The following is a 23,718-nucleotide window of genomic DNA, read 5'->3' as shown; positions in this document are numbered from 1 at the left end:
TGTGTGTTGAACTTCAAATGTTTTAGGATCCAATTTAACTCTGGTCGTTATGAGTATCCTCACTTACATGGTTGGAAGAATCACTGATCGTTCCTTCGGCACTCTGACAGCTTATTGCTTCCTAGAAATCCCAGAATGCAATTCTGGGTTGGTAGGTGCTAGAGAGATTAAGAGTGCCGAAGGTATGATCGGTTTTTTGACTATTTTGCTTCTAGCGGTTCCATTTAATTCTCTGGATTTTACCAGTGACAAGTAGTACTGTTCCACCTCCAGTGAAACAACCCATAAGAAAGGCGCTCCAACCATTGTAAGGCAGGAAATATATTGCAATGCCCATGGCAATAAGTACTAATCCTAAAATTCTTATTTTATTCATGCTGATTTGCGGTTTGAGCAGAATCCAAATTACCCATTTTTTAAATAGCGGGATACTATTGATGTTGTTCGTGATGACACGAAACAACGACGGAGCGACTGGACTGTGTGTTGAACCTCTGTCGCCGGGGTCTGTGTACTCACAGACCACTCGGTAGTAGTATTGAATTACAAATTCCTGAGGAAAAAAAGGTTTAGCTACAAACTACGCTTAGTGCAGAGGTGATTGAATAATAAAGTGGACTCAAAGTCTTTTACGCTTGCTTTGCAATTATTTAAACTAAACCGGTCTGTGAGGACACAGACCGGGGGTGAGGATCAATTTAAATTGATTAGAATATGAAAGTGTAGTTACAAACTACGCTTAGTCCAGAGCTTGGTATTCACTCAGTGGGGTCATGCTTTTAGTTTTATTATCACAAGCATGACCACGGAGTGGTCCAACTTTTCAATAACCGCGGGTGCAACCCGTGGATACTCGCCTACATTCATCGTCCGGCAACCCTGAAGGGGTTGAACAATTTTGTTATTGACTAAACAAAAAAAGAGCGCCCGTCAGCGCTCCTTTAAATATCTAACTAGAGTTTCTTACCCCAACTTCTCCTTAAAGAACCCGATCGTCCTATCCCAGGACAAGGTAGCGGCTGCCTCGTCGTATCGAGGTGTGGTGTTATTATGGAAACCATGATTGGTATCGGGATAGATGAAGGCTTGATATTCCACGCCATTTTCCTTTAGCACTTCCTCATAGGCAGGCCAGCCGGCATTGACCCGCTCGTCCAGGCCTGCGTATTGCAGCATCAGTGGAGCTTTGATCTGCGCAGCCTCCTCGGCAGATGGTTGTCCTCCATAGTAAGGTACTGCCGCTCCCAGTTCCGGTAGGCGCACGGCCATCATATTGGATATCCACCCGCCGAAGCAGAAACCTACCACACCCACTTCTCCTGTGCAATCCGGGTGATTTTTCAGGTATTCGTAAGCAGCGATAAAATCCTCCAGCATTTCGTTTCGATCTCTTTTGCTTTGCATCGCACGGCCTTCGTCGTCATTGCCGGGATAGCCACCAAGGGGAGTGAGCGCATCCGGAGCCAAAGAGATAAATCCAGCCACGGCCGTTCTTCTTCCCACGTCTTCTATGTAAGGATTCAGGCCTCGGTTTTCATGAACGACTACCACTCCGGGTACTTTACCGGAAGTTCCGGTTGGTGTGGAAAGCAAGCCTTTGATTTTGCCACCGCCCTTAGGAGAATCGTAAGTGATGTAATCCGAAGCAAGGCGGGGATCATCCGACTTGATCGTGCGGGTATCTAGGTAATTTGGCATCATCGCACTCATCAGCGCGGCGACGGTCACGCCTCCTACGGCATAAGCAGATAGTTTTTCGATGAATTGTCTGCGTTCCAGTTTGTTGTGTGCATAGGCATCGTACAGGTCAAAAACCTCCTGATTGATGTCTTCTTTTTTAAGTTCGTTCATGGTTTTGGTTTTGTGGCTAGAAGGGTAATTTACTAAAATGTGAGATGTAATAATGTGCGTTCGTGTAATTTCTGTGTAGGATGTGAGGTTTGGGTTTGTAATAGTATGAGCTTGTGTTTTGTAAGAAAATCCGAAGGATTGAAACAATTCATGACCCTCGGCACAGCCGGGGGTGGTTATAGAAAATGTAAAAAAGCAAGCCCCAAAGGGCAGTGACTGAAAAGTTCCGCCCTTTCAGGGCTTAGTGGTCTGCAGATTCGTTTACCCTGCACTTCGTACAGGGTTATGAATAGTTTGACTCCTTCGGAGCCTATTCGGAGACATACGGGTTTGACCAATAAATTATCTTTCGCTTGGACCTCTTTCCAGCTATCAATTAGGTTAATCACTCAATACTTAACAATTCTTCCGAAATTGCGGACGCAAATCACTCACTTATCATTTTGGCTCAAAAAATTCTCTTTATCACTCCGCCTTTTACGCAGCTGAATACGCCCTATCCTGCCACAGCTTATCTAAAAGGGTACATGAATCAAATCGGTGTAGCCTCCAATCAGGTGGATCTGGGCATTGAGGTGATTTTGCAGCTTTTTTCTAAAAAGGGCTTAACCAAAATCTTTGCAGAAATAGAGGCAAATGAGGCTGAAATGTCTGATAATATCGCGCGGATTGTTCGTCTCAAGGCTAATTATCTCCAGACGATAGATCCTGTCATTGCTTTTTTACAAGACAAAAATCCTACGCTTGCCTACCGCATAGCCGAGGGAGATTATCTGCCCGAGGCAAGTCGTTTTGAGCAGTTGGACGATCTGGAATGGGCATTTGGCACCTTGGGTGTACGTGACAAAGCCCGATATTTTGCGACGCTTTACCTAGAGGATATTGGAGATCTGATCTCAGAGCAAATCGATCCTCACTTTGGATTTAGCCGCTACGCTGAGCGCTTGGGAATGTCTGCAAATACTTTTGACGAAATGCAGGATGCACTTCAGCAGGAGTCGGGGATCATTGACGAGTTGTTGTGTGCCTTGCTGGAGCAAAAGATTCAGCAGTACCAACCGACTTCCGTTGCCTTTTCAGTTCCTTTTCCAGGAAATCTATACGGCGCTTTCAAGTGTGGTCAATACCTCAAAAAGCATCATAAGGAATTGGTGCTTTGGATGGGTGGAGGCTACCCGAATACGGAGTTGCGGTCGCTGAAGGAGCCTAGGGTTTTTGACTACATGGACTTTGTCGTATTGGATGATGGGGAAGCGCCGATCCGTCTGTTGCTAGAACATCTGGACGGGAAGATTCCTGTTGCAGAGTTGAAGCGAACTTTTACCAGAATAGACGGTGAAGTAAACTATTGTAATGGCAATAATGCTAAAGACGTACCGCAGCGGGAAGTTGGAACCCCGGATTATTCAGATTTGCTGATAAGGGATTATCTGTCGGTAATCGAAGTGGCCAATCCCATGCATAGATTGTGGTCGGATGGGCGTTGGAATAAGATGACGCTGGCGCATGGCTGCTACTGGGGGAAATGTACTTTTTGTGACGTGTCACTGGATTATATCGGGAGATACGAACCGATCACGGCTTCGATTTTGTGCGATAGAATCGAAGAAATCATCGCGCAAACTGGCCAGAATGGGTTTCACTTCGTCGATGAAGCAGCACCACCGGCTTTGATGCGGGATTTGGCGATTGAGCTATTGAGGAGGCAGCTTTCAGTGACTTGGTGGACGAATATTCGTTTCGAAAGTAGTTTTACGGCGGATCTTTGTCGCTTGCTGAGAGCTTCGGGTTGCATCGCCGTATCTGGTGGATTGGAAGTGGCTTCTGATCGTCTGTTGGCTTTGATCAAAAAAGGAGTTACAGTCTCCCAAGTTGCCCAAGTGACCAATCATTTTACCCAATCGGGAATCATGGTTCATGCCTATCTGATGTATGGTTTTCCTACGCAAACAGCCCAAGAGACGATCGATTCACTAGAAATGGTGAGGCAATTGATTCAGGCAGGCGTGATACAATCCGGTTTCTGGCATCGATTTGCGATGACTGCACATAGCCCGGTTGGACTCGATCCCAAAGCTTTTGGAGCAGTGAATTTGATGCCTGTGGCTGGCACTTTTGCCAACAATGATCTGCCTCACGAGGATCCCACAGGAGCTGATCACGAGCTTTTCGGTGAAGGGCTTCGCAAATCATTGTTTAATTACATGCATGGCGTCTGCTTTGACGTGCCGCTTCAGGATTGGTTTGATACTAAGGTGCCTAAGACGACAGTTTCTAAGGATTTCATCGCCAATGAAATTGCAAACGAACCTCAAGCTACCTATCTGGACAGAAAGCGCATTCTTTGGATTGGAGCGCAGCCTGAACTTCAGATTTTCGAAGAAGATGAGCTTTGCGAGTTGATTTTCTCAGGGAAAAAAGAGGACTTCGCCATGGAACTTCCATTGGATTTGGGTGAGTGGGTTTTTGAAATGTTACAGACGGTTGGCTATGAGCAAAAACTTAACACCTTAAAACTGATTCGGGCAAGTTATGAAGAGACTTTTGGGGACTTTGAGGAAATGCTCGAATCAGAAGTTTGGGAGATCTTGAGAGAGCATGGGTTGCTGGTGTTTTGATCTGGGGGTAGGAAGACGGAAGACGGAAGACTGAAGACTGAAGACCGAAAGTTTGCCTCAATAGTAGTGTTTACCGAATCCTATGAAATTTTATGTTTTCTCAATTGGGGAAGTGATTTTAAACTCAAAACGGGATATTTTTTACTCAGTATTAAAGTAGAAAACTATTATTTCTCTCGAGATGATAGTGTACATCGAATTGAAAATCATTTTTCAAGTAAGTAGATATAAGCAGACAAAAACAAGCTTCACACTATGATCTGAGTCTCTTTCCTCTCCCATCTTCAGTCTTCGGTCGGGTATAGAAGAGAGGTTTAAAACTGTGTGATCATTTCGAATTCTATATGATTCCAAAAAACAATTGCTATGGCACAACTTGTGAATTGAAGCCATACCAACCATTTTAAACCCTAACTTTCCCCATTATGAACAATCTTTTCAAAGGACTAATCGCAGGCTATGGAGCTTACAAACTAGGCGGAGGATGCCTCGGAACTATCTTGGTATTTGTGCTCATCTTTGTCCTGCTAGGACAGTGTAGTTAATTTTTCTACACAGTTCTTCCCATCTGCGGATCTGAAATGCTGTCTTTGCCGGTTTCCAATCTTCCGGCGTAGGTAATTTTCAGATCCTTATTTTCTTTAGACTCCAGCGTCACCTCATACCAGCCCTTATACTTACTTGTGTCAATTTTTACGTTGGTTTCCTTACCTGCCTCCAGCTTGATCTCCTGATTTAGTTTCTGATAAATGTTGTCTTGGATAGAAAGTGTAAGTTTGGAGGTCGATGTATTTTTAATAGAGAACTCCAGTTCTTCGGTAGGTTTATTTTTTTTCAAAAGGGAAGTTGCTGCTACTTCTATTTTGGAGGAAGTAGGTGTGCCCTTGAATTCCCGATAAAAACCATTTGGTCCATACACTCTCAAGTGAAACATGCCATTTTCGAATTCAGAAATTGGCCAATCGTATGAGATACTATCGCCTGACTTCACTGCAAAAGCCCATGTTTTCACAGGTTCAAAAGCATTCGTTTTGCGATTCAAATACTTTCCGGGAGCATAGACATTGAAGCCTGAGCCTAGAGCCTCTTTTCCGAAAATCTCCTGAGATGCAGTGAATGTGATGATGAAATTCTTGCCATCTGAACTGACGTTTCCATCCGCGTGCAAGTCGTATTTCAGTCCATTAGATGGTTTTGTGCCTTTTTCCTGAACAGCGAAAATAGCTGAATTGGCCATATTCTGAGCAGCTCGTGTTGCTTCTTCTTCCGTCAGCTTGATGAAGTTGGTCGGTTCGTTCTTGAATTTTGCATTGTAAATCTGCTGTACAAATTCAGTTTCATTTATAGGTTCAGCATGGCTGATTTTCTCCCCATGATAAGGCCGAAAAGCTGAAGTAAGATCTCCGCTGACAGTCCTTCGCCAGGAACTGATATTCGTTTCTTCGATTTTCTTACCCGTCTTTTTCGAGAGGAAATTTTCCAGAAACTGAATCGTAGAAGTAATATCACAAACTTCAGAATTAACATAGCCGCCCCGAGTCCAAGGCGATGCAATGATCAGTGGAACACGGTATCCTAGGCCTACCGGGCTTGTTCGCGCATCTTCTGGCTTGAAGCCATAGTTGATCTCTTCCTCGGCGGTCACGTATTCTCCGGCACTTGAAAGACCGGCGGACATTTTGCCGTTTGGCTCGATAGGATGTGGTGGGACAAAAGGTGGGATATGGTCGAAATAACCATCATTTTCGTCGTAGTTGATGATGAAAATTGTTTTCTTCCAGACCTCCGGATCTTCCGTCAAAATGTTCATAATTTCTGAAGCATACCAAGCGCCATACCAGGGAGCACTGGGATGATCGGAGAATTTCTGTGGAGCGACTAGCCAAGTGACAGTCGGCAAAGTTCCCTCTTTGACATCCTTGCGGAATTGGTGTAAGATATCGCCTTTTGGAATTAGAGTTTCCCGGTCTGCATCCTTTTCCTGATAGGCGAGCGTTTCCGTTTGATGGTAATTTGGATCTCCGGTATTGGTTTGGAAGGCCTTTTTATGTATGCTTTTGGCGCGATCAGAGAGTTTGTCAAATTCCTCCGCATTCCATTTTTCCACATACACATCCAAATAGGCTAGCCCTTCTTCCTTTTCCTTCAATTCCTTCTCTAGCTCTTCAAGATTAGTAGGATTACTCGCCAGCTTCACTTTGAGTTCGGAGATTTCAGATGGAAGAGACTGATGTCTTTTCTGAAGAAACAGGTAGTGCTCGGGATGAAATCGTACCCCAAACTGTGAAAACCATTCTAGGTTATTGTCTGTAAAGTTTGCCAAAAGCGACTCGGCCTCACCTTCCAATTCGGTGGTGATGCTCAATTCATTTTGATAGACTTTCCACGAAATCTCATTGTCCTCAAGTAACTCAGGAAAAGTCCTCCAGGTGCCTTCTTTTCCGTAGGTCAATTCTTCATTACGAACTTTGGCTTTTTCTCCGTCTGCACCGTGAGTTTTTCCCGTCCAAAAATAACTCCTGTTGGTCGTGGTACCGGTGAGAGCTGCGCAAAAGTGCTGGTCGCAAACTGTGAATGCATCAGCCAAAGCATAATAGAAAGGCAAATCTTCTCGGCTGTAAAAACCCATCGTTAGCGGTAAGTTGTAGTATTCCTTACCGGGACGCTTGGCTTCAATCCAATTGTCGTATTTGCCATCGTTTCGGGCATCGACTTGATTCTCCCAGGAATGAGGCGTTCCACTCATCCAAGTTGCCTTGGTGTCTTTGATGTCGAAGCGAAAAGGGGCAAAGCGATTTCCATTTCTATCTGGCTGAAGCCACACGGGGTTTAGGTCGGGTAGGGTGATGGCTCTGGGATCATTGAAGCCGCGCACGCCTTTCATCGTGCCAAAACAGTGATCAAAAGACCTGTTTTCCTGCATCAACATTACCACGTGTTCCGCGTCATAAAAAGTAGTTCCCGGCGCAGCAGGGATAGCCATTGCTTTTTGCACTGCAGATGGCATAGCACTCCAAATGCTGGCTCCGCCTGTGACTAAGGCTGCTTTCTTTAAAAATTCTCTTCTTGAATCGTTCATCACTTACTAATTTATTGGCGAGTATAGCTACTTTTCGGGGGACCGGATTACTCCCAAAGTTTCCTTTTTGTTAAGATTCCTGTAGGGGGTTGTAAGTAAAAGTCTCTCAGTGACTGAATTAAACTTGGCTATTTATTTTGTACTTTCAGTTTAACAAAAAATATGGAACATGGAAGAATTTTTAGAAACTAAAAAAGATAAAAATGAACGTCCTCAGCAGACTTTTTTTCGTGTCTCTTTTTTAAATAATTGCAATCTGCTCCAGATAGCAGACAATAAGGCCAATATCGTGATCAGTATTAACGCACTGGTGATTTCATCAGTGGTAGCGATTATTGGGTATGGGACCATGTCACATCAATTAGACTTTCAAGGGACTTATATTCTGGTGCCTATTCTGGTATTATTGACTACTTGTCTTGTTTCCACGATATTGGCAGTGCAGGCCGCTCGTCCAAAAGTGATGGGGAAAAACATAAAAAAGTCCGAAGATGTAAAGTCTAGCCTGCTGTTTTTTGGAGTGAGTTCTGCTTTTACTTTGTCGGAATATCTGGCGGAAGTTGATCAATTGTTGACATCAAAAAAGCAGGTGCAAGAGCAGATGGCTATTTCGCTCTATTATCAAGGAAAGGTGCTGGACAGGAAATATACCCTTCTGGCTCATGCCTATACCGTCTTTATTATAGGATTGGCAGTTGGGGTCGCGACATTTTTCATTTATTTATTGGTTCTATAGAAAACTGAAAGGCTCATTTCTAACAATTGAAATGAGCCTTTCCTTTAATGATCATGTAGCGTTTCAGCCTATTTGATCCGAGTCATCAGGATAATACCCGTTGACCAATTCATCTTGGTAAGGCAAAAATCCTCTCGTGCTTCCAAGGTCTTGACCAATAACTCTGCTTTTTCAGCATGACCATCTGGCCAATTAGGCTGTTCGTCCATATCATCGATAAGGTATATACCGCCGATTTTGACTAAGTCAAGTGTAGCATCAAGTTCACTATATTTTCCTGGCCAAGCATCTGCGAAGATTAAGTCAAACTGGTCTCCGGTGTAATTTTTTATCCATGTGGATCCATCCTGACATAAAATATTCACACGCGAATCAAGGCTGAACAACTGGCTGACGATTTCGGTAAGTTTCGGGTCGTTATCTAGAGAAACAATACTCCCACAGTCATCCATGCCGTCCACCATCCATGAGAGGGACAAGCCTATTCCAGTTCCTAATTCTAGAAAATTGCCACAAGGCTTGCTAGACACCAGGGTTTTTAGGAGAGTTCCCACATAAATATCAGATGGCATCGTAAAACCAATTTTTGATGATTTTGCAGCGATTACGGGGTGAATTCTGGGTTTGTTTCGAATAAGTGTTTGATCCATTAGATAAAAATAGAATGAATTGATAGCGTTGACTAAGAATTAAAAGTAACGTAGCTGATGGCTTTCTTGGATTTACTCTTAATAGGTATATTTCACATAAACCCGCTTCTGTATGCTTTGATCATCTGGATTTAACATGGGCGGTGCATCAGCCATGTCGGCACTAGTACGCATCATTTCCATTTTGGCATAAGGGCGAGCAATCGGCTGTGAATCCAGAGAAACTCTATGTACACGAATGGATTTAATGTTCAGCGTTTGCGCGATCAAAAGGGCTCTGCTTTCGGCATTTTTCAATGCAGCGGCGAGTAGTTCATCTTCCAGAGATTTTTGAGTAGCCTCCGAAATTTGGAAATGTAAGTTGAAACTCATATCGCCGGCTCCCTGAATAGACTCTACGATCTTTTGCAAGTCTTCATTCTTGCTGCTCGTCACTATTCTCAGAGATTGTCTAGCCACGTAGCCAGAATCTCGCTGTACGCCACTTCTGTAGATTCTATTGACATCTACGGAATAATTGTCCGCGATGAGTTTGTAGTCCTTGATCTTTGCTTTAGTCAATGCATCCGAAAGTAGCTTAGTTTTCTTATTCAGGACAGATACAGCATCCGTCACTTTCATCGATTTTTCTTCCAAATTAATCTGAAAAGACGCTTCGTCTGGAGCAACTTTTTTCTCACTGAATCCTTCCACTTCGATGAGGGGAATGGTCATGTTATCCTGAGCAAAAACAGGTAATACTAATGCTAACGCGAGTAGGATAGTTAGGTAGTTTTTCATGTGTAAGTCTTTTGTGTGGTATTTAACTAGTCAAAATGGAAGCCAGTTAAAAGAATGGAAGGGACTATTAAGAGAAATTAAGGAAAAGAAGCCTGAATTTTCAATTCCTAGAAGGCCATTTTAAACCCGAAACTAACAACCCAAAATTCCTATTTCCATTCCAAAACCTCCATGGTGTTCAGCTCTGGTCCTCCGCCGCGCTTGGCACTTCCGGCTGCTACATAGAGTTTGCCTTTGTAGTGGATCACTCCTGTGCCATGACGGCCTTGGGCCAGATCTGGAAGTCTGGACCAGGTACCAGTTTGCGTATCGAGTATTTCTACCTCATCATGGGAATTTTCTTGTGCCGTGCTTTCGCCGTTGAACACCACCAAGTATTTCCCACTGCCTACTGAAGAAGTTCCTCCTCTTGGCGTAGGCAAATCCGCCGCGACTGTACTCCAAGTGTTTGTTTTGAAATCATAATAGTCCACTTCTGAAATTACCAAGTCAAGGACTTTGCCTACTTCAGCATTTGAAGTTCTTCCTCCAGCGGCATATATTTTATCTTCTACGATCGCTGCACCGAAGTGATCTCTTGGCCTTGGAGCATCCGGCAGGATAGTCCAGTTGCCGGTTTTCGTATCATATTCATCAAACCAAGGCACAAAGTCTGCAAAGTGTCCATCGACGATTCCGCAGACTAAATAGAACTTGTCATCACGAACAACTACACCTACGGATCCTCTACGTCTGTCTTCAGGAATTTCTGCTCCTTGACGCCAGGTATTGGTCTTTGGGTTAAAAATAAGAAAATGTGTCAGAGGAGTTTCATGTGGATAGCCACCCGTAAGTGCTCCGATTACATAGATTTCATTTTTGAAAGAGATGGCTTGAAAATGGTGGAACTCCATTGGAGCCATGGCCAGCGTTTTCCAGGTGTTAGTTTTCGGGTCGTATTCTTCAATAGGTTTGATTCCGCGACCGCCAAGTAGGTAGAATTTCCCATTGTTTTCTACAAAAGAATTTTCATGCCGTGGAAGGGGATAGTTGAGCGTTTCCACCGCTGTCCATTTTTCTTTGGATTGGGAAAATGCAGCTAGGGAACTGAATAGGAGGGCTAGGGTGAAAAAGTATTTCATGGGTTGGATTTTGGGTTAGGTTAAAAATTAACTCATAATCTTTTTTTGCCAAGAAGCTAACTCAGCTGGATTCTCAACTTCTTCTCCCAACTCTGAATATTTTTCCTTTAGAGACTCCCATTCTTTGAGTGAAATGATGACTCCTGTAGTTTTGCCATCTTCGTCTTGAATATATTGTAGTGCCATATTTTTTGCCTTTAATGCTTCATTAAGATATCAATTAAACGGTTGAAAGTTATAAAATAGCTCATCGATTTGGATTCTGGTATTTTCTTCATGTGTTGGAGCAAAATCAAAACACCATTCGGTTATTGCAAATGGTGTTTTAGCTAAAGAGCTACCTGGCAGATCAACCTTATTTTTCCAAATCCAGAATATCCCGAATCTTATTGATTTCAGTCATATCATCAGACAAGCCCTGCCCATCACTGGAAGCGATCTTATCTCGAAATGACGTCAGGTTAGCGATATACCCATCCAAAGCTGATAGAATATTATCCTTGTTCTCGGTGAAAATAGGCGCCCACATAGCAGGGCTTGATTTGGCTAGACGAACCGTCGATTCAAACCCAGATCCTGCCATATCAAAAATATTTTTCTCATCTTCCATCTTTTGCAAGACTGTTTTGCCCAGCATAAACGAGGAAATATGTGATAGGTGAGACACAAATGCCAAGTGGCGGTCATGCTCCTCAGGGTCCATAAATCTCAGCTTCAGATTCAGCGCATCGAATAGCTCATAAGCTTTTTCCTTGAGGTTTAGATCAGTTTTTTCCAGGTCACAGATGATCGTCACTTTCCTGTCCAGCAATCCGGCAAATGCTGCCTTCGGGCCTGAATATTCTGTACCGGCGATAGGGTGTGCTGCTAAGTATTGCTTTCTTTTTGGATGCCCGGCCACGAGATTGCAAAGCTTAGCTTTCGTCGATCCCACGTCAAATACTAGCGTGTTTTCACCAATATGATCTAGCGTCTGCACAAGAAGATCGCCCAAGGTATCTGCAGGTGTAGCTAAAATGACAATATCTGTATCAGCATCAGCAGCTTCCTTAGCCTCGTCGATGAGCTCAAGACTCAACGCGTCTTGTAAATTTTTGTCACTTATGTCGGTTCCAGTAATGATAATATCCTGGAATTTATTTTTAGCAGCTAGGGCAAAGGAACCTCCAAGAAGTCCCAAACCTACAATGTGTAATTTTTTCATATCAAAATGTTTAATTTTTAAATTCGATTTTAACCAGTAAAAAGCATTTTAGGATTTGTTCAATACTGGCAAATTAGTGACTTCCGTCTCCCGTTATCGGTTTTTTGTCCCTAGTTATTTTATCCTGTTAATCGCTTCCAAAATCTTAAACTCAGGCATACAAAGCGAGAAGCGCACGTAGCTTTCTCCTTCTGAACCGAAGATTTTGCCGGGTGTGATAAATATATTTCTCTCATAGAGTAATTCATCCACGAGCTCTACTGCTGATCTTCCATCTGGCACTTTGCACCAGACAAATAAGCCAGCCGCATTGGTGTCATAGCTAAGATTTAACTTATCCGCAAGCTTCCAAACCAGTTTTCTTCGGCTTTGATAAGTGCTGCCCAAGTCAGAAAACCAACTTTCTCCTAAGTTCAAAGCTGCAATTGCGCCTTTCTGAATTCCCAAAAACATCCCAGAATCCATGTTGCTCTTCACTTTCAATACTTTTGAAATCCAATCTTCTCTACCGACAAGCATCCCAACTCTCCAGCCGGGCATATTGAATACTTTACTCAGAGAGTTCAACTCCATAGCAACTTCTTTCGCTCCGGGAATAGATAAGATACTAATCGGTTCCTTCGTCAAAATATGACTATATGGATTGTCGTGCAGCAAAATAATCCCATGTTTTTTGGCGAAAACCACCAATTCCTGCAAGACCGGACGGCTTCCAGGTGCTCCAGTAGGCATGTGCGGATAGTTTATCCACATGAGTTTCACTCTGCTGAGATCTTGATTTTCCAATTCTTCCAAATTGGGTCTGCCAGCTTTACCTAGGTCAATTCCGTAGTAAATTGCTTTCGCGCCGAGCAGATTTGTCACCGATGTGTAAGTAGGATAGCCTGGATTTGGGATCAAAACCTCATCTCCCGGATTCAGGAAAGTCATGCTGAGATGCATAATTCCCTCTTTCGACCCCATCATTGGAAGTATTTCCTTTGTTGGATCTAAGCTCACCCCATATTCTCTGGCGTAAAAATTACCCATGGAGGTCCTAAGCTCAGCAATCCCTTGGTAGCTTTGGTAGCCGTGCGATTGCTGGTTGTCAGCTGTACTTTTTAGCGCATCGATTACCTTCTTGTCTGGTGCCAAATCCGGACTACCAATTCCAAGGTTTATAATAGGCTTTCCTTCGGCAATCAACTGATTCACCTCCCGTAGTTTGGCGGAAAAGTAATATTCCTCTACACTGTTCACTCGATCTGCAAAACCTTTCATTGTTTCCTACTTAGGTATTCTCCAAAAATTTTCACTTCACCAAAACTCCCTCTAATTTCCTCAATTGTATTGGAAAAAACGGAATGATCTGTAAAAACCAAGTCGATGAAAAAAGCATATTCCCAAGGCTTTTCGATCACTGGAATCGACTGGATTTTGCTCAGATCCATGCCTTTCTCGGAGATTAACGTCAGCAGCTTTGCCAATCCTCCGGGCTGGTTTTGAATGGTCACTTTTATTGACGCTTTATCTACTGAATAGGGAGCTACTACGGCTTCCTTTTGAAGTATAATGAATCGGGTAAAATTGCTTTTCACCGTCTGAATATCCGGAGCAAGGATTTCCATCCCATAGATTTCTGCCGCTATGCTAGAGGCGATTGCTGCTACTCCAGGTAGGGTTTGTTCCGCAATATCCCTAGCCACCGAAGCGGTGTCGGTATCTTCCTTAAGTTTGATATGAGGATGCTGCGCAAAAAAAGCCTTGCACTGCAAAAGTGCCATAGGATGAGAACGAACTTCTGTAATATCCTGAATTGTCTGGCCTGGAAGAGCCATGAATTGATGCCCGATCGGTAAATAATATTCATCCCGAATGCTCAGCCCGTAACGATCTATCAAATCATAATTTGGTAAAATCGCTCCGGCAATGGAGTTCTCAATGGCCATCACCGCAAAGGTTGCTTCTTCAGTTGCGACAGCTTTCGCCACCGGTTCAAACGTAGTAAAACTGATTATATCTATGTTCTCTCCAAAATTACGCAGCGCTACTTGATGATGAAAAGAGCCTGGAACGCCCTGAATGGCTATTTTTAGCTTGCTCATACGTTAAGATTGGCTGAGGATGGAAATTCCGGCTAGCTGGCAATGCTTCCAAAAACTGGGATAGGATTTGTTTACTACAGTTGGATCTTCTATGCTTACGCGTGTCTTGGTGATCAGCGGCATAAAAGCCATCGCCATTCTATGGTCATCATAGGTGTGAATTTTCACTTCCGCTGGCATAGTTACCGAAGGAATCACTTGATAAACTTCAGGTTCGATTTCCTTCAAGTCCGCATGGAACTTAGCCAGCTCTTGTTGCAAGGCATAGATTCTGTCCGTTTCCTTGATTTTCAAACTTTCCAATCCTGTAAAAGTGGCATTCTGACCTAGGATTGCACAAGTCACTGCGATGGTCTGCGCCAAGTCAGGGCAATGCGTGAAATCCCAGTTTTTTAAACCTGTCACTGGTTGCTTTTCCAATAAAACGCCGCCGTCTTTGAAGGTGCTTTTGATACCTAACTGTCCCATGATTTCCACCACAGCAGAATCTCCCTGCAGACTGTTTTCCTTCAAACCTGAAAGAAAAAACTCACCAGAATCCGCACAAGCCAATAAACTGAACCAATATCCAGCCCCAGACCAGTCGCTTTCTACTGCGAATGTAGTAGGCTGATAGGCTTGATGTGGAACAGTGATTTTATTGTCTTTCCATTCATAGCTGATTCCAAACTGAGACATAGAATCCAGGGTCATCTCTATGTAAGATCGAGAGCCTACTTTTCCTTCCAGCTCAAGTTCCAAACCTTGCGGCAACAAAGGCGCGATCATCAAAATCGCAGAAATGTATTGGCTGGAAACGTCTCCACGGATTTTTACCTCAGCACTTTTCTGCTTAGAAAGTCCATGAACTGCCATAGGCGGATAGCCTTCCGCACCCAAGTAATGAATTTCCGCCCCAAGCGTTCTCAGTGCATCCACCAAAATTCCGATTGGTCGTTCACACATACGTGGTGTTCCAGTCATTACCTTGTTCTGGTTGGTGATGGCGGCGTAAGCAGTCAAGAAGCGCATCGTCGTTCCTGCGTCCAGCACGTCATACACGGGTGGGTTTTTCTTCAGCAAAGAGATCATCGTTTGTGTATCACGAGCTTCGGCCAGGTTGCTAAGCTCATTTTTTCCTTCCGTCAACGCATCGATAATCAGGACGCGATTGGATTCACTTTTGGAAGAAGGAAGAGGAATATGGGTAGCCGAAAAATCTGATTTTTGGGCCAGATGGATGGTTTCCTTGGTTTCAGTCGTCAAAATACAGGGAATTAGGTCTGAGGTAGATTTTGGTAATATTGGATTGCTTGCTGGATTTCTTCCCGAGTGACAGGAATATTGTAGGTGCAATCGCCAATGGAGTTGAGCAAAGAAAACATCAGCTCTTTGCCTTCATTTTTTTTGTCCTGCAGGCAAAAATCAAGTACGTCCGGAACGTCAGTGTCTAGGATTTCAACGTTGCCATAGACTTTCAAAAACGCAGCTTGAATTTGTCTCAGTTCTGTCTCTGAGAGATTTAATTTCTTGTGTGAGAGCCAAGCTTCGCAGATCATTCCGATGGCGATGGCTTCACCATGTAATAAATGTCGTGGCCCGTCCAAAAAGTACGTTTCCAAAGCATGGCCTATCGTGTGTCCGAAATTCAGGATTTTACGCAAACCAGCTTCTTTTGGATCTTCTTTGACCACAGCCCTTTTGATCTCCACAGAATGGTGGATCAGCGGAGTCCAAAAGGAGTCTTTCCAATGCTCAAAATCCAAACTTTCGAAATACGTTTTATCACGTATTAATCCGTGCTTTATGATCTCAGCATAGCCGGACCTTAGTTCTTGCTCGGGTAAGGTCTTCAGGAATTCGGATGCTACAATCACCGTCTCAGGTTCATTGAATACGCCCAAGTGATTTTTCAAGCCTTCAAAATCCACTCCCAATTTTCCGCCTACACTTGCATCCACCTGAGAAAGTAGGGTAGTAGGCATGTTGATAAACCGAATGCCTCTTTTGTAAAGGCTGGCGCAAAATCCACCCATATCTCCCAAAACACCACCTCCGATATTGAGGAATAGTGCTTTGCGGTCAAGTTGAGCTGCTGTCATAGCTGCCCAGATCTGCAAGCAGGTAGCCATGGTTTTGTGTTTTTCACCTGGAGCTATGGTGAAAAAAGTAGAGTTGGAAGGAAAAACTTCTTCTACCAAAGGCAAACAATACTCTTTGGTGTTTTCATCTGTCAGAATAAAAAGGCTGGAATAGTTGAGCTCGCCAAGGACGGCGGTCAAATCGACTGAGGCATTTTCAGAAAAGATAATGGCGTTCACGAAGGCGAAAGTTTGCTGAGTATAAAATTAGAGTAAAAATCTGAGGAGAAATATTCTCCTCAGATTTACTATAAGCTCAGTGTTTATGAATTGCTTGTACTTAGATTGAAAGGGTTCATAGCCAATAGCCTATGGTAAATGGACTATAAACCATACAATCAACGATTTACTTTTTCACTGGATCGGCTTCTCTAAGCTGCTTCTCCTGACGTTTAACAGACTCTTCGTGAATACAATAAAGTAACTCCTTCATGAATTTTTGGCTAAGATTCTTAGCTATTCCTTTTTGAGTTCGGCTTTCCATCACATCTTTCCAACGATCTGACTGAAAGACCGATAAGTGATGTTCTCTTTTATGAGCGCCGATCTGTTCGATCACTGCGAATCTTTCCTGAAGAATGTCTAGTAATTGATCGTCCAGGTGATCCACAGCTCTTCTTAGATCATTCAATCTTTCGCTTGGCTGCTCAGATTCTAGTGGTTTTTTGAAATCGATGGCATCCAAAATCTCTTTCAATCGAGCTGGAGTCACTTGCTGTTTTGCATCAGACCAGGCATTGTCCGGATCATGGTGCGTTTCGATCATCAAACCGTCCAAACCGAAGTTCATCGCTTTTTGTGACACTTCCAGAATACCATCTCTTTTTCCTACGATGTGAGAAGGGTCATTGATTACCTCCATGCCAGTCCATACGCGCTTCAAGTGCATCGGCATAGACCAATTGGGTTTGTTTCTGAAGCGCTTGTCATAAGCATCAGAGAATCCTCTGTGAATCGCAGCTATTTTGGTCAATCCCACTGCGTGGAATCTTTCTAATGCACCTATCCAAAGGTCAAGGTCTGGATTCATTGGGTTTTTCACCATCACCGGAATATCCGAGCCTTTCAATGCATCTGCAATTTCCTGAACTGCGAAGGGGTTTACAGTAGTTCTGGCGCCTACCCAAACCACGTCCACGTTGTTTCTAAGGGCGATCTCCGCATGAGCTGCATTTCCCACCTCAACTGTGATCGGGATGTTTAGATGGTGACGAACGATCTCCATCCACTTTAAGCCTTCTTCACCGATTCCTTCGAAGCTTCCCGGTCTGGTTCTTGGCTTCCAGATTCCAGCGCGGAACATAGAAGGGATTACCTTGTTTTCCTTCATCTCGATACAAATCTGCTCGATCTGCTCTGGAGTCTCGGCGGAGCAAGGCCCCGCGATGATGGTTGGGCCTGTCAGTCCTAGGCCCCAGTCTTTGATTTGTTTGTGATTTTTCATAATACTGAGCTTTAAATGAAAAAAGCCCGACTCTTTCGAATCGGGCTTTATGTGTTATATGATTTTGTAGTTTAGGCTAGGCAATACACAACTCCGATTCGATTTTGTCTTCGAAAGTAAAAGTAAAAGAAGCTAAAATATGTCGCTGCTGTGTTTAACATACGCCAAATGTAAAAGGGTGATTCTTAAAATCAAAATTAATTTTTTGCCGCAGCTGTTATTTAATCTTCAAAGAATGAGGCGATTCTTTGCGTTTTTTAAAATTAGGTCAAAATTTCAGGTTCTTTCAGAATTATATTTTGATTTTTTATTTTATAGGTTTTTAATGTATCGTAAATATTTTTTTGAAATAATTAAAAAATGCGGGATATGGTTAAAGGAAAATGATCTTGGTTTTGGTATAAAAGAAGATTCAATTCACGCTAAGTATCGAAGGGATGTTGGTTTGGTGGGCAGAAGGGTTGATCCAAAAGATTTTAATTCATGCTATAGGTATGTTAGCTGAATTTTGACTACAAAATAAAATATGATTATCCGCTTTTCTACCAGTAAGGTGGAATAAGCAATGTAGCAAATGTTAAACTTAAGAATTGAGGAACGCTTCGGTCATCGGTCTTCCAACCAGCTAAGTAAGGAATATAAGGTGACTGGCATTATTGCGGATAATCATCAAATAAAATATCGTCAGGTCGTGACTTCGCTCGACTTGATGTAATTACATCGATCGATCTCACCACAATACTTCGTTCGAGCTGAGGCAAATCTTAAGTCAAAAATCTATTGTTTAGCGTCTTTTTATAACCCTCAATTATCCCAACAAAAGCAATCCTAAAGCAGTTTTTTTGATATCTTTGCAGCTTTATTTCTGGAATATGCCCGCTAAACCCACTATTTCTTTTGACAACTTAAAAGTTGCCTTTGCTTCTAAAAGTGATGCAGAGCTCAGGAAAATGCACTTGGTTTTTGCCTTGTTGAACAATAAGTTCGTCTCTGATCTGGGAATTGCTTTGACCAAGATAGGTTTTGCCCTTCGCCTCCCTATCAAAGGGATCATGAAGCAGACGATGTTTGGGCATTTCTGTGGAGGTGAGACCATAGCAGAAAGCACCGCCGCAGCGCAGAAACTTGCAGAATACGGGGTGGAAAGTACCCTTGATTATTCGGTAGAAGGAGATGGGGACGAAGCTAGCTACGATCAGACTTGTGCTGAGATCCTGAAAACCATAGAAAAAGCTCAAAATCAGGATTCTTTACCTTTTGCAGTTTTCAAAGTGACAGGATTGGGAGATCATCGCGTGATGACCAAAGTACAGGCGGGCGAGATCCTTTCGCAAGAGGAAAGCCTTGCTTATGATAGATTGAAAAACCGTGTGGATCAACTCTGTCATGCGGCTTTTCAGAAAGGTGTGAAGATTTTGATTGATGCGGAGGAATCTTGGTTTCAGGATACCATTGATTCAATGGCCTACGAGGCTATGGAGAAATACAATAGGGAATCCTGCATAGTATATAACACCTACCAGATGTATCGACATGATATGCTGGAACGATTGAAAGCAGCTGAACAAGTGGCCAAAGCCAACGGCTATTTGCTAGGAGCCAAACTTGTGCGGGGCGCTTACATGGAAAAGGAAGCAGAGCGGGCGGAGGAAATGGGCTATACCAATCCTATTCAACCTAATAAGGTAGCTACTGACAGAGACTACGATCTTGGAGTGGAATTTTGTATTTCCAATGGGGTTTATTTGGTGAGTGGCTCGCATAATGAAGCTAGCAATCACCTCGTGGTAGAGCTGATCGAAAAACATGGGATTGACAAAGCATCGGATCAAGTTTTCTTTGCGCAGCTCTATGGAATGAGTGATAATATTTCTTTCAATCTAGCCAATGCCGGGTATCGTGTGTTGAAATATGTGCCTTATGGGCCAGTAGAGAAAGTGATGCCTTACCTGATACGTAGGGCTTCTGAGAATTCCAGTATTGCGGGGCAAAGCAGTCGGGAGTTTTCGTTGATTAAGAAGGAGATTGCGAGGAGGAAGAGTAAATAATTGCTGATTTATGTCCGATGCCGGATGACCGATGTCAGGAATAATAAGATGAGAAGTGTGAGGTAGTAGGTTGAAAGAGGGTGAAAATGCTGGATTGAAGTGTTCACCGGACATCAGTCACCTGACACCCTACAATTAAAAGAATAACAAATTTCAAATTATATAGAATGCAACTTTTGAGCGAACAGGAAATAGAAAGACGTAAAGATCGGGAAGAACTGATGAAGCTGGGAATCAACCCTTATCCAGCAGAGGAGTTTCCGATCAATGTCACTTCGGAAGATATTCATCGCAACTACGAGAACAGAAAGTTGGACTACAAGGATATCAAAATTGCCGGTCGTCTGATGAGTCGTAGAATCATGGGTTCTGCGTCGTTTGGAGAGATTCAAGACGCATCTGGAAGGCTTCAATTTTATATTCGCAGGGATGATATCTGCCCTGGTGAAGATAAAACCTTATATAACTCTGTGTTCAAAAAGCTACTTGGAATCGGTGATTTCTTGGGCTTGAAAGGCTACATTTTTACCACGCAGACGGGTGAGATATCTCTTCATGTGACTGAGTTGACCGTGCTTTCCAAGTCTGTAAAGCCACTTCCTGTAGTGAAAAGAGATGAGGAGGGTAATGTTCACGACGGATTCACAGATCCTGAGATGAGATACCGTCAGCGCTATGTGGATTTGACGGTGAATCCTGAAGTTCGCAAAACCTTCGTGACTCGCTCTAAAATCATTACCCAGATGCGTCGCTATTTTGACGATCATGGGTGGTTGGAAGTAGAGACGCCTATCCTACAGGCCGTTCACGGTGGAGCAGCAGCTCGACCGTTTGATACCCATCACAATACGTTAGATATGCCGCTTTTTCTCCGTATCGCAAATGAGTTATATCTGAAAAGGTTGATCGTAGGTGGGTTTGATGGAGTTTATGAGTTTGGAAAAATGTTCCGAAACGAAGGTATGGATCGTACGCACAATCCAGAATTTACCTCCATGGAAATCTACGTAGCCTACAAAGACTACATCTGGATGATGAAAATGGTGGAGCAACTCATCGAAAAAGTTACTCAGGAGATTCATGGCAAAACCAAAATCACAGTAGGTAAAAATGAGATTGAATTTGCCGGGCCTTATAGAAGGTTGACCATGTACGATTCTATCAAGGAATATGCAGGAATCGACGTGAGCAAGATGGATGAGGAAGGCTTGCGCAAGGTATGTGCAGAGTTAGGAATCGAAGTAGATGCATCGATGGGCAAAGGCAAATTGGTGGATGAGATATTCGGTGAGAAGGTGGAGGCCAATTTGATCCAACCTACCTACATCACGGATTATCCTATAGAGATGACGCCTTTGGCGAAAAAGCATAGAACTGAACCTGGCTTGGTAGAGCGATTTGAGCTGTTTGTGAATGGCAAGGAAATCGCAAATGCTTATACCGAGTTGAACGATCCTATTGATCAGCGTGAGCGCTTTGAAGATCAGTTGAAATTAGCTGAAAGAGGAGACGACGAGGCAATGGCGATGGATGAGGATTTTCTTCGTGCACTCGAGTACGGTATGCCGCCAACCTCAGGTTTGGGAATTGGAATCGACCGTTTGACAATGCTGTTGACCAATAATACGACGATTCAGGAAGTGTTATTCTTCCCACAGATGAGACCTGAGAAAAAGCAGGTGGATATGACTGAGGAGGAGAAAGGTATCTTTGAGCTTTTGAAGGTAGAATCTCCAGTAGCTATAGCTGATCTTAAAAGTAAAGCTGGACTGAGCGGAAAAAAGTGGGACGTAGCGATGAAAGGCCTTACAGGTAAAGGCGTAGCTAAAGTGACCAAAGAAGGAGACGCGGTGACAGTGTCACTGGTAGATTAACTCTGGAAAATATATGAACACTGAAACCGAGCTTCGAGGCTCGGTTTTTTTCGTGTTGACTTTCTAAGGATTTTAGGTCCCTTGGAAAGTTTTTCTGTTTTGCTGCTATTCTAGAAGATTTAGAAAGAAAAAGGGATTGGCTACGAAGAGCAAGACGAGAAGTGAGTTTGTTTTTTTAACCACAAGGTGCTCGGAGTTTTGCGCAGAGAAAAAGGAGATTTGCCACAAAGGGCACGAAGAAGGCGCGAAGATATTTGTAGTTCAAACACCGTGGTCTGTGTCTCACAGACCACTTATTCTACCGACGTGAGTGTCTTCACTCACTGCCTTTTTATTTACAGCTAGTTGATTGGTCCATGGTATTTTCGTAGCACGTTTTACTGACCTTTGAAGAAATTTGGCTTTCATCGGTCAACCTACAACAACCTATCTTTCCACTTCTTTCAGATTCTCAATCTTCTTATTACGTAGGAAGCCATTGATATCCTCGAAGTGTTCTTTTACACGCTTGTTTCCGAATTCAAAAACTTTGGTAACCAAGCCATCCAAGAAATCTCTGTCGTGAGATACGATGATCAGCGTCCCATCAAAAGCCTTTAAAGCATCTTTAATGATGTCTTTGGTTTTCATGTCCAAGTGATTGGTAGGCTCATCGAGAATCAGCAGGTTCACAGGTTCTAAAAGTAGCTTGATCATCGCTAGACGTGTTTTTTCTCCTCCAGAGAGCACTTTCACCTTTTTGTTGATTGCATCGCCTTGGAACATAAATGCGCCTAAGATATCCTTCACTTTCGTGCGAACTTCTCCCACAGCGATGTAGTCAATCGTTTCAAAAATAGTCAAGCTCTCATCCAAAAGGGAAGCCTGATTTTGCGCGAAGTAACCAATCATGGAATTGTGGCCTAATTCACACTTGCCTTCAAAGTCGATCTCTCCCATAATCGCCTTGATCATAGTGGATTTACCTTCCCCGTTTTTTCCCACAAAAGAAACCTTCTGACCACGTTCAATGGTCATGGAAGCATTTTTGAAGACCACATGATCACCATACTTTTTGCTCATGTCCTCGACGATCACTGGATAATTTCCCGATCGGGGAGAAGGAGGGAAGCGAAGTTTCAGTGCGGAAGTATCTACCTCATCGACTTCGATGATCTCCATTTTCTCCAGCATTTTCACTCGGGATTGTACTTGAAGTGTTTTAGAATAGGTGCCTTTGAAGCGATCGATAAATCCTTGGATATCGGCAATTGTTGCCTGCTGCTCCTCATAATGCTTTTGCTGCTGCTCGCGACGCTCTTTTCTGAGTTCTAGGTAATGACTATACTTGGCTTTGTAATCGTAAATACGACCCATCGTTACTTCGATAGTTCGGGTAGTGATATTGTCCACAAAAGCTCTATCGTGGGAAATTACCACCACAGCCTTGGCTTTATTCAGAAGGAAATCTTCCAACCACTGAATAGATTCAATATCCAAGTGGTTAGTTGGCTCATCGAGAAGAATCAAATCAGGCTTTTGAAGTAGGATTTTTGCCAACTCAATCCGCATTCTCCAACCTCCGGAAAACTCCGAAGTAGAGCGCGTCAAATCTGCTCTTTCGAAGCCCAATCCAAGCAATACTTTCTCAACCTCGGCTTCGTAATTTACTTCCTCGATGGCGTAGAATTTTTCACTCAATTCAGAAACTTGCTCGATCAGCTTGTAATATTCCTCGGACTCATAATCCGTTCGCACCGTTAATTCCTCATTGATTCGATCGATCTCAGTTTTCATATTCAGGTAGCTGGCAAAAGCTTTGGAAGTCTCATCCATCACCGAGCAGTCATCTGAAGTCAGCAAGTGCTGCGGAAGGTAGGCGACCACAAAGTCTTTTGGAGCCGATACCGACCCTAAACTTGGCTTAGTCTCCCCGGCAATGATCTTCAAAAGTGTGGATTTGCCAGCGCCGTTTTTACCCATTAAGGCTATTTTGTCTGTTTCGTTGATGGCAAAGGAAACATTGCTAAAAAGAGTGGTGCCGCTGTGGATGACGCCAACGTTATCTACTGAAATCATAAGTCTAGAAATTGAAGCGGCAAAGGTAAGAAATAGAAGATTGAAAAATTG

At 43.3% G+C, this 23,718-nt stretch carries 18 protein-coding genes; 5 read left to right on the top strand and 13 right to left on the bottom strand.

Annotation, left to right across the window (positions count from 1 at the left end; genetic code table 11):
• Positions 1–49: 49 nt before the first annotated feature.
• Positions 50–256 (top strand): hypothetical protein, encoded by a 207-nt coding sequence (locus tag ABJH64_RS13370; protein WP_348273772.1) that lies wholly within the window; start codon positions 50–52, stop codon positions 254–256.
• Between the two features lie 707 nt (positions 257–963).
• Here ABJH64_RS13370 and ABJH64_RS13365 read toward each other — a convergent pair.
• The gene (locus ABJH64_RS13365; RefSeq protein WP_348273773.1) at positions 964–1,851 is read right to left on the bottom strand and encodes a dienelactone hydrolase family protein; all 888 of its coding nucleotides are present in this window, start codon (positions 1,849–1,851) and stop codon (positions 964–966) included.
• Between the two features lie 443 nt (positions 1,852–2,294).
• Between ABJH64_RS13365 and ABJH64_RS13360 the strand changes: the two genes are divergently transcribed.
• A complete protein-coding gene (locus ABJH64_RS13360; protein ID WP_348273774.1) occupies positions 2,295–4,469 on the top strand; it encodes a radical SAM protein in 2,175 nt (724 codons plus the stop codon).
• 550 nt (positions 4,470–5,019) lie between these two features.
• On the opposite strand, the gene ABJH64_RS13355 is transcribed toward ABJH64_RS13360, so the two are convergent.
• Positions 5,020–7,548, bottom strand: a complete 2,529-nt coding sequence (locus ABJH64_RS13355) for a phospholipase C, phosphocholine-specific (protein WP_348273775.1) — start codon at positions 7,546–7,548, stop codon at positions 5,020–5,022.
• A gap of 169 nt (positions 7,549–7,717) precedes the next feature.
• Here ABJH64_RS13355 and ABJH64_RS13350 point away from each other — a divergent pair, with 169 nt between their 5' ends.
• Entirely contained in the window at positions 7,718–8,284 is a 567-nt protein-coding gene (locus tag ABJH64_RS13350) for a Pycsar system effector family protein (protein WP_348273776.1), read from the top strand.
• A gap of 68 nt (positions 8,285–8,352) precedes the next feature.
• Here ABJH64_RS13350 and ABJH64_RS13345 read toward each other — a convergent pair whose 3' ends face one another.
• The 10 genes from ABJH64_RS13345 to ABJH64_RS13300 all read right to left on the bottom strand — a co-directional run bounded on the left by ABJH64_RS13345 (position 8,353) and on the right by ABJH64_RS13300 (position 17,687).
• Positions 8,353–8,934: a class I SAM-dependent methyltransferase gene (locus ABJH64_RS13345; RefSeq protein WP_348273777.1), complete on the bottom strand. Its 582-nt coding sequence runs from the start codon at positions 8,932–8,934 to the stop codon at positions 8,353–8,355.
• A gap of 78 nt (positions 8,935–9,012) precedes the next feature.
• Complete coding sequence (locus tag ABJH64_RS13340; protein ID WP_348273778.1) at positions 9,013–9,714, bottom strand: SIMPL domain-containing protein; 702 nt, start codon at positions 9,712–9,714, stop codon at positions 9,013–9,015.
• A gap of 149 nt (positions 9,715–9,863) precedes the next feature.
• On the bottom strand, positions 9,864–10,835 hold the full coding sequence (locus ABJH64_RS13335) for a kelch repeat-containing protein (protein WP_348273779.1): 972 nt from the start codon (positions 10,833–10,835) through the stop codon (positions 9,864–9,866).
• Between the two features lie 27 nt (positions 10,836–10,862).
• A complete protein-coding gene (locus ABJH64_RS13330) occupies positions 10,863–11,021 on the bottom strand; it encodes a hypothetical protein (protein WP_348273780.1) in 159 nt (52 codons plus the stop codon).
• A gap of 169 nt (positions 11,022–11,190) precedes the next feature.
• Positions 11,191–12,039 (bottom strand): prephenate dehydrogenase, encoded by an 849-nt coding sequence (locus ABJH64_RS13325; protein ID WP_348273781.1) that lies wholly within the window; start codon positions 12,037–12,039, stop codon positions 11,191–11,193.
• Positions 12,040–12,153: 114 nt separating this feature from the next.
• Entirely contained in the window at positions 12,154–13,299 is a 1,146-nt protein-coding gene (locus ABJH64_RS13320; RefSeq protein ID WP_348273782.1) for an aminotransferase class I/II-fold pyridoxal phosphate-dependent enzyme, read from the bottom strand.
• Positions 13,296–14,123, bottom strand: a complete 828-nt coding sequence (locus ABJH64_RS13315; RefSeq protein ID WP_348273783.1) for a prephenate dehydratase — start codon at positions 14,121–14,123, stop codon at positions 13,296–13,298. Before ABJH64_RS13315 ends, ABJH64_RS13320 begins: the two co-directional genes overlap by 4 nt.
• A gap of 3 nt (positions 14,124–14,126) precedes the next feature.
• Entirely contained in the window at positions 14,127–15,344 is a 1,218-nt protein-coding gene (locus ABJH64_RS13310; protein ID WP_348273787.1) for a 3-phosphoshikimate 1-carboxyvinyltransferase, read from the bottom strand.
• 35 nt (positions 15,345–15,379) lie between these two features.
• On the bottom strand, positions 15,380–16,423 hold the full coding sequence (gene aroB / locus ABJH64_RS13305) for a 3-dehydroquinate synthase (RefSeq protein WP_348273784.1): 1,044 nt from the start codon (positions 16,421–16,423) through the stop codon (positions 15,380–15,382).
• A gap of 166 nt (positions 16,424–16,589) precedes the next feature.
• A complete protein-coding gene (locus ABJH64_RS13300) occupies positions 16,590–17,687 on the bottom strand; it encodes a chorismate mutase (RefSeq protein WP_348298996.1) in 1,098 nt (365 codons plus the stop codon).
• 872 nt (positions 17,688–18,559) lie between these two features.
• Between ABJH64_RS13300 and ABJH64_RS13295 the strand changes: the two genes are divergently transcribed.
• Together ABJH64_RS13295 and lysS are read left to right on the top strand one after the other, a co-directional pair.
• Entirely contained in the window at positions 18,560–19,735 is a 1,176-nt protein-coding gene (locus tag ABJH64_RS13295) for a proline dehydrogenase family protein (RefSeq protein WP_348274381.1), read from the top strand.
• A gap of 167 nt (positions 19,736–19,902) precedes the next feature.
• Positions 19,903–21,609, top strand: a complete 1,707-nt coding sequence (lysS, locus tag ABJH64_RS13290; RefSeq protein WP_348274380.1) for a lysine--tRNA ligase — start codon at positions 19,903–19,905, stop codon at positions 21,607–21,609.
• A gap of 426 nt (positions 21,610–22,035) precedes the next feature.
• Here lysS and ABJH64_RS13285 read toward each other — a convergent pair whose 3' ends face one another.
• A complete protein-coding gene (locus ABJH64_RS13285) occupies positions 22,036–23,667 on the bottom strand; it encodes an ABC-F family ATP-binding cassette domain-containing protein (RefSeq protein WP_348274379.1) in 1,632 nt (543 codons plus the stop codon).
• Between the last annotated feature and the right edge of the window lie 51 nt (positions 23,668–23,718).

It is taken from the genome of Algoriphagus sp. (genome assembly GCF_039969895.1).
Taxonomy (GTDB): domain Bacteria; phylum Bacteroidota; class Bacteroidia; order Cytophagales; family Cyclobacteriaceae; genus Algoriphagus.
The sequence above is the reverse complement of the archived record's forward strand: the minus strand, read 5'-3'. Positions and strand labels throughout refer to the sequence as shown.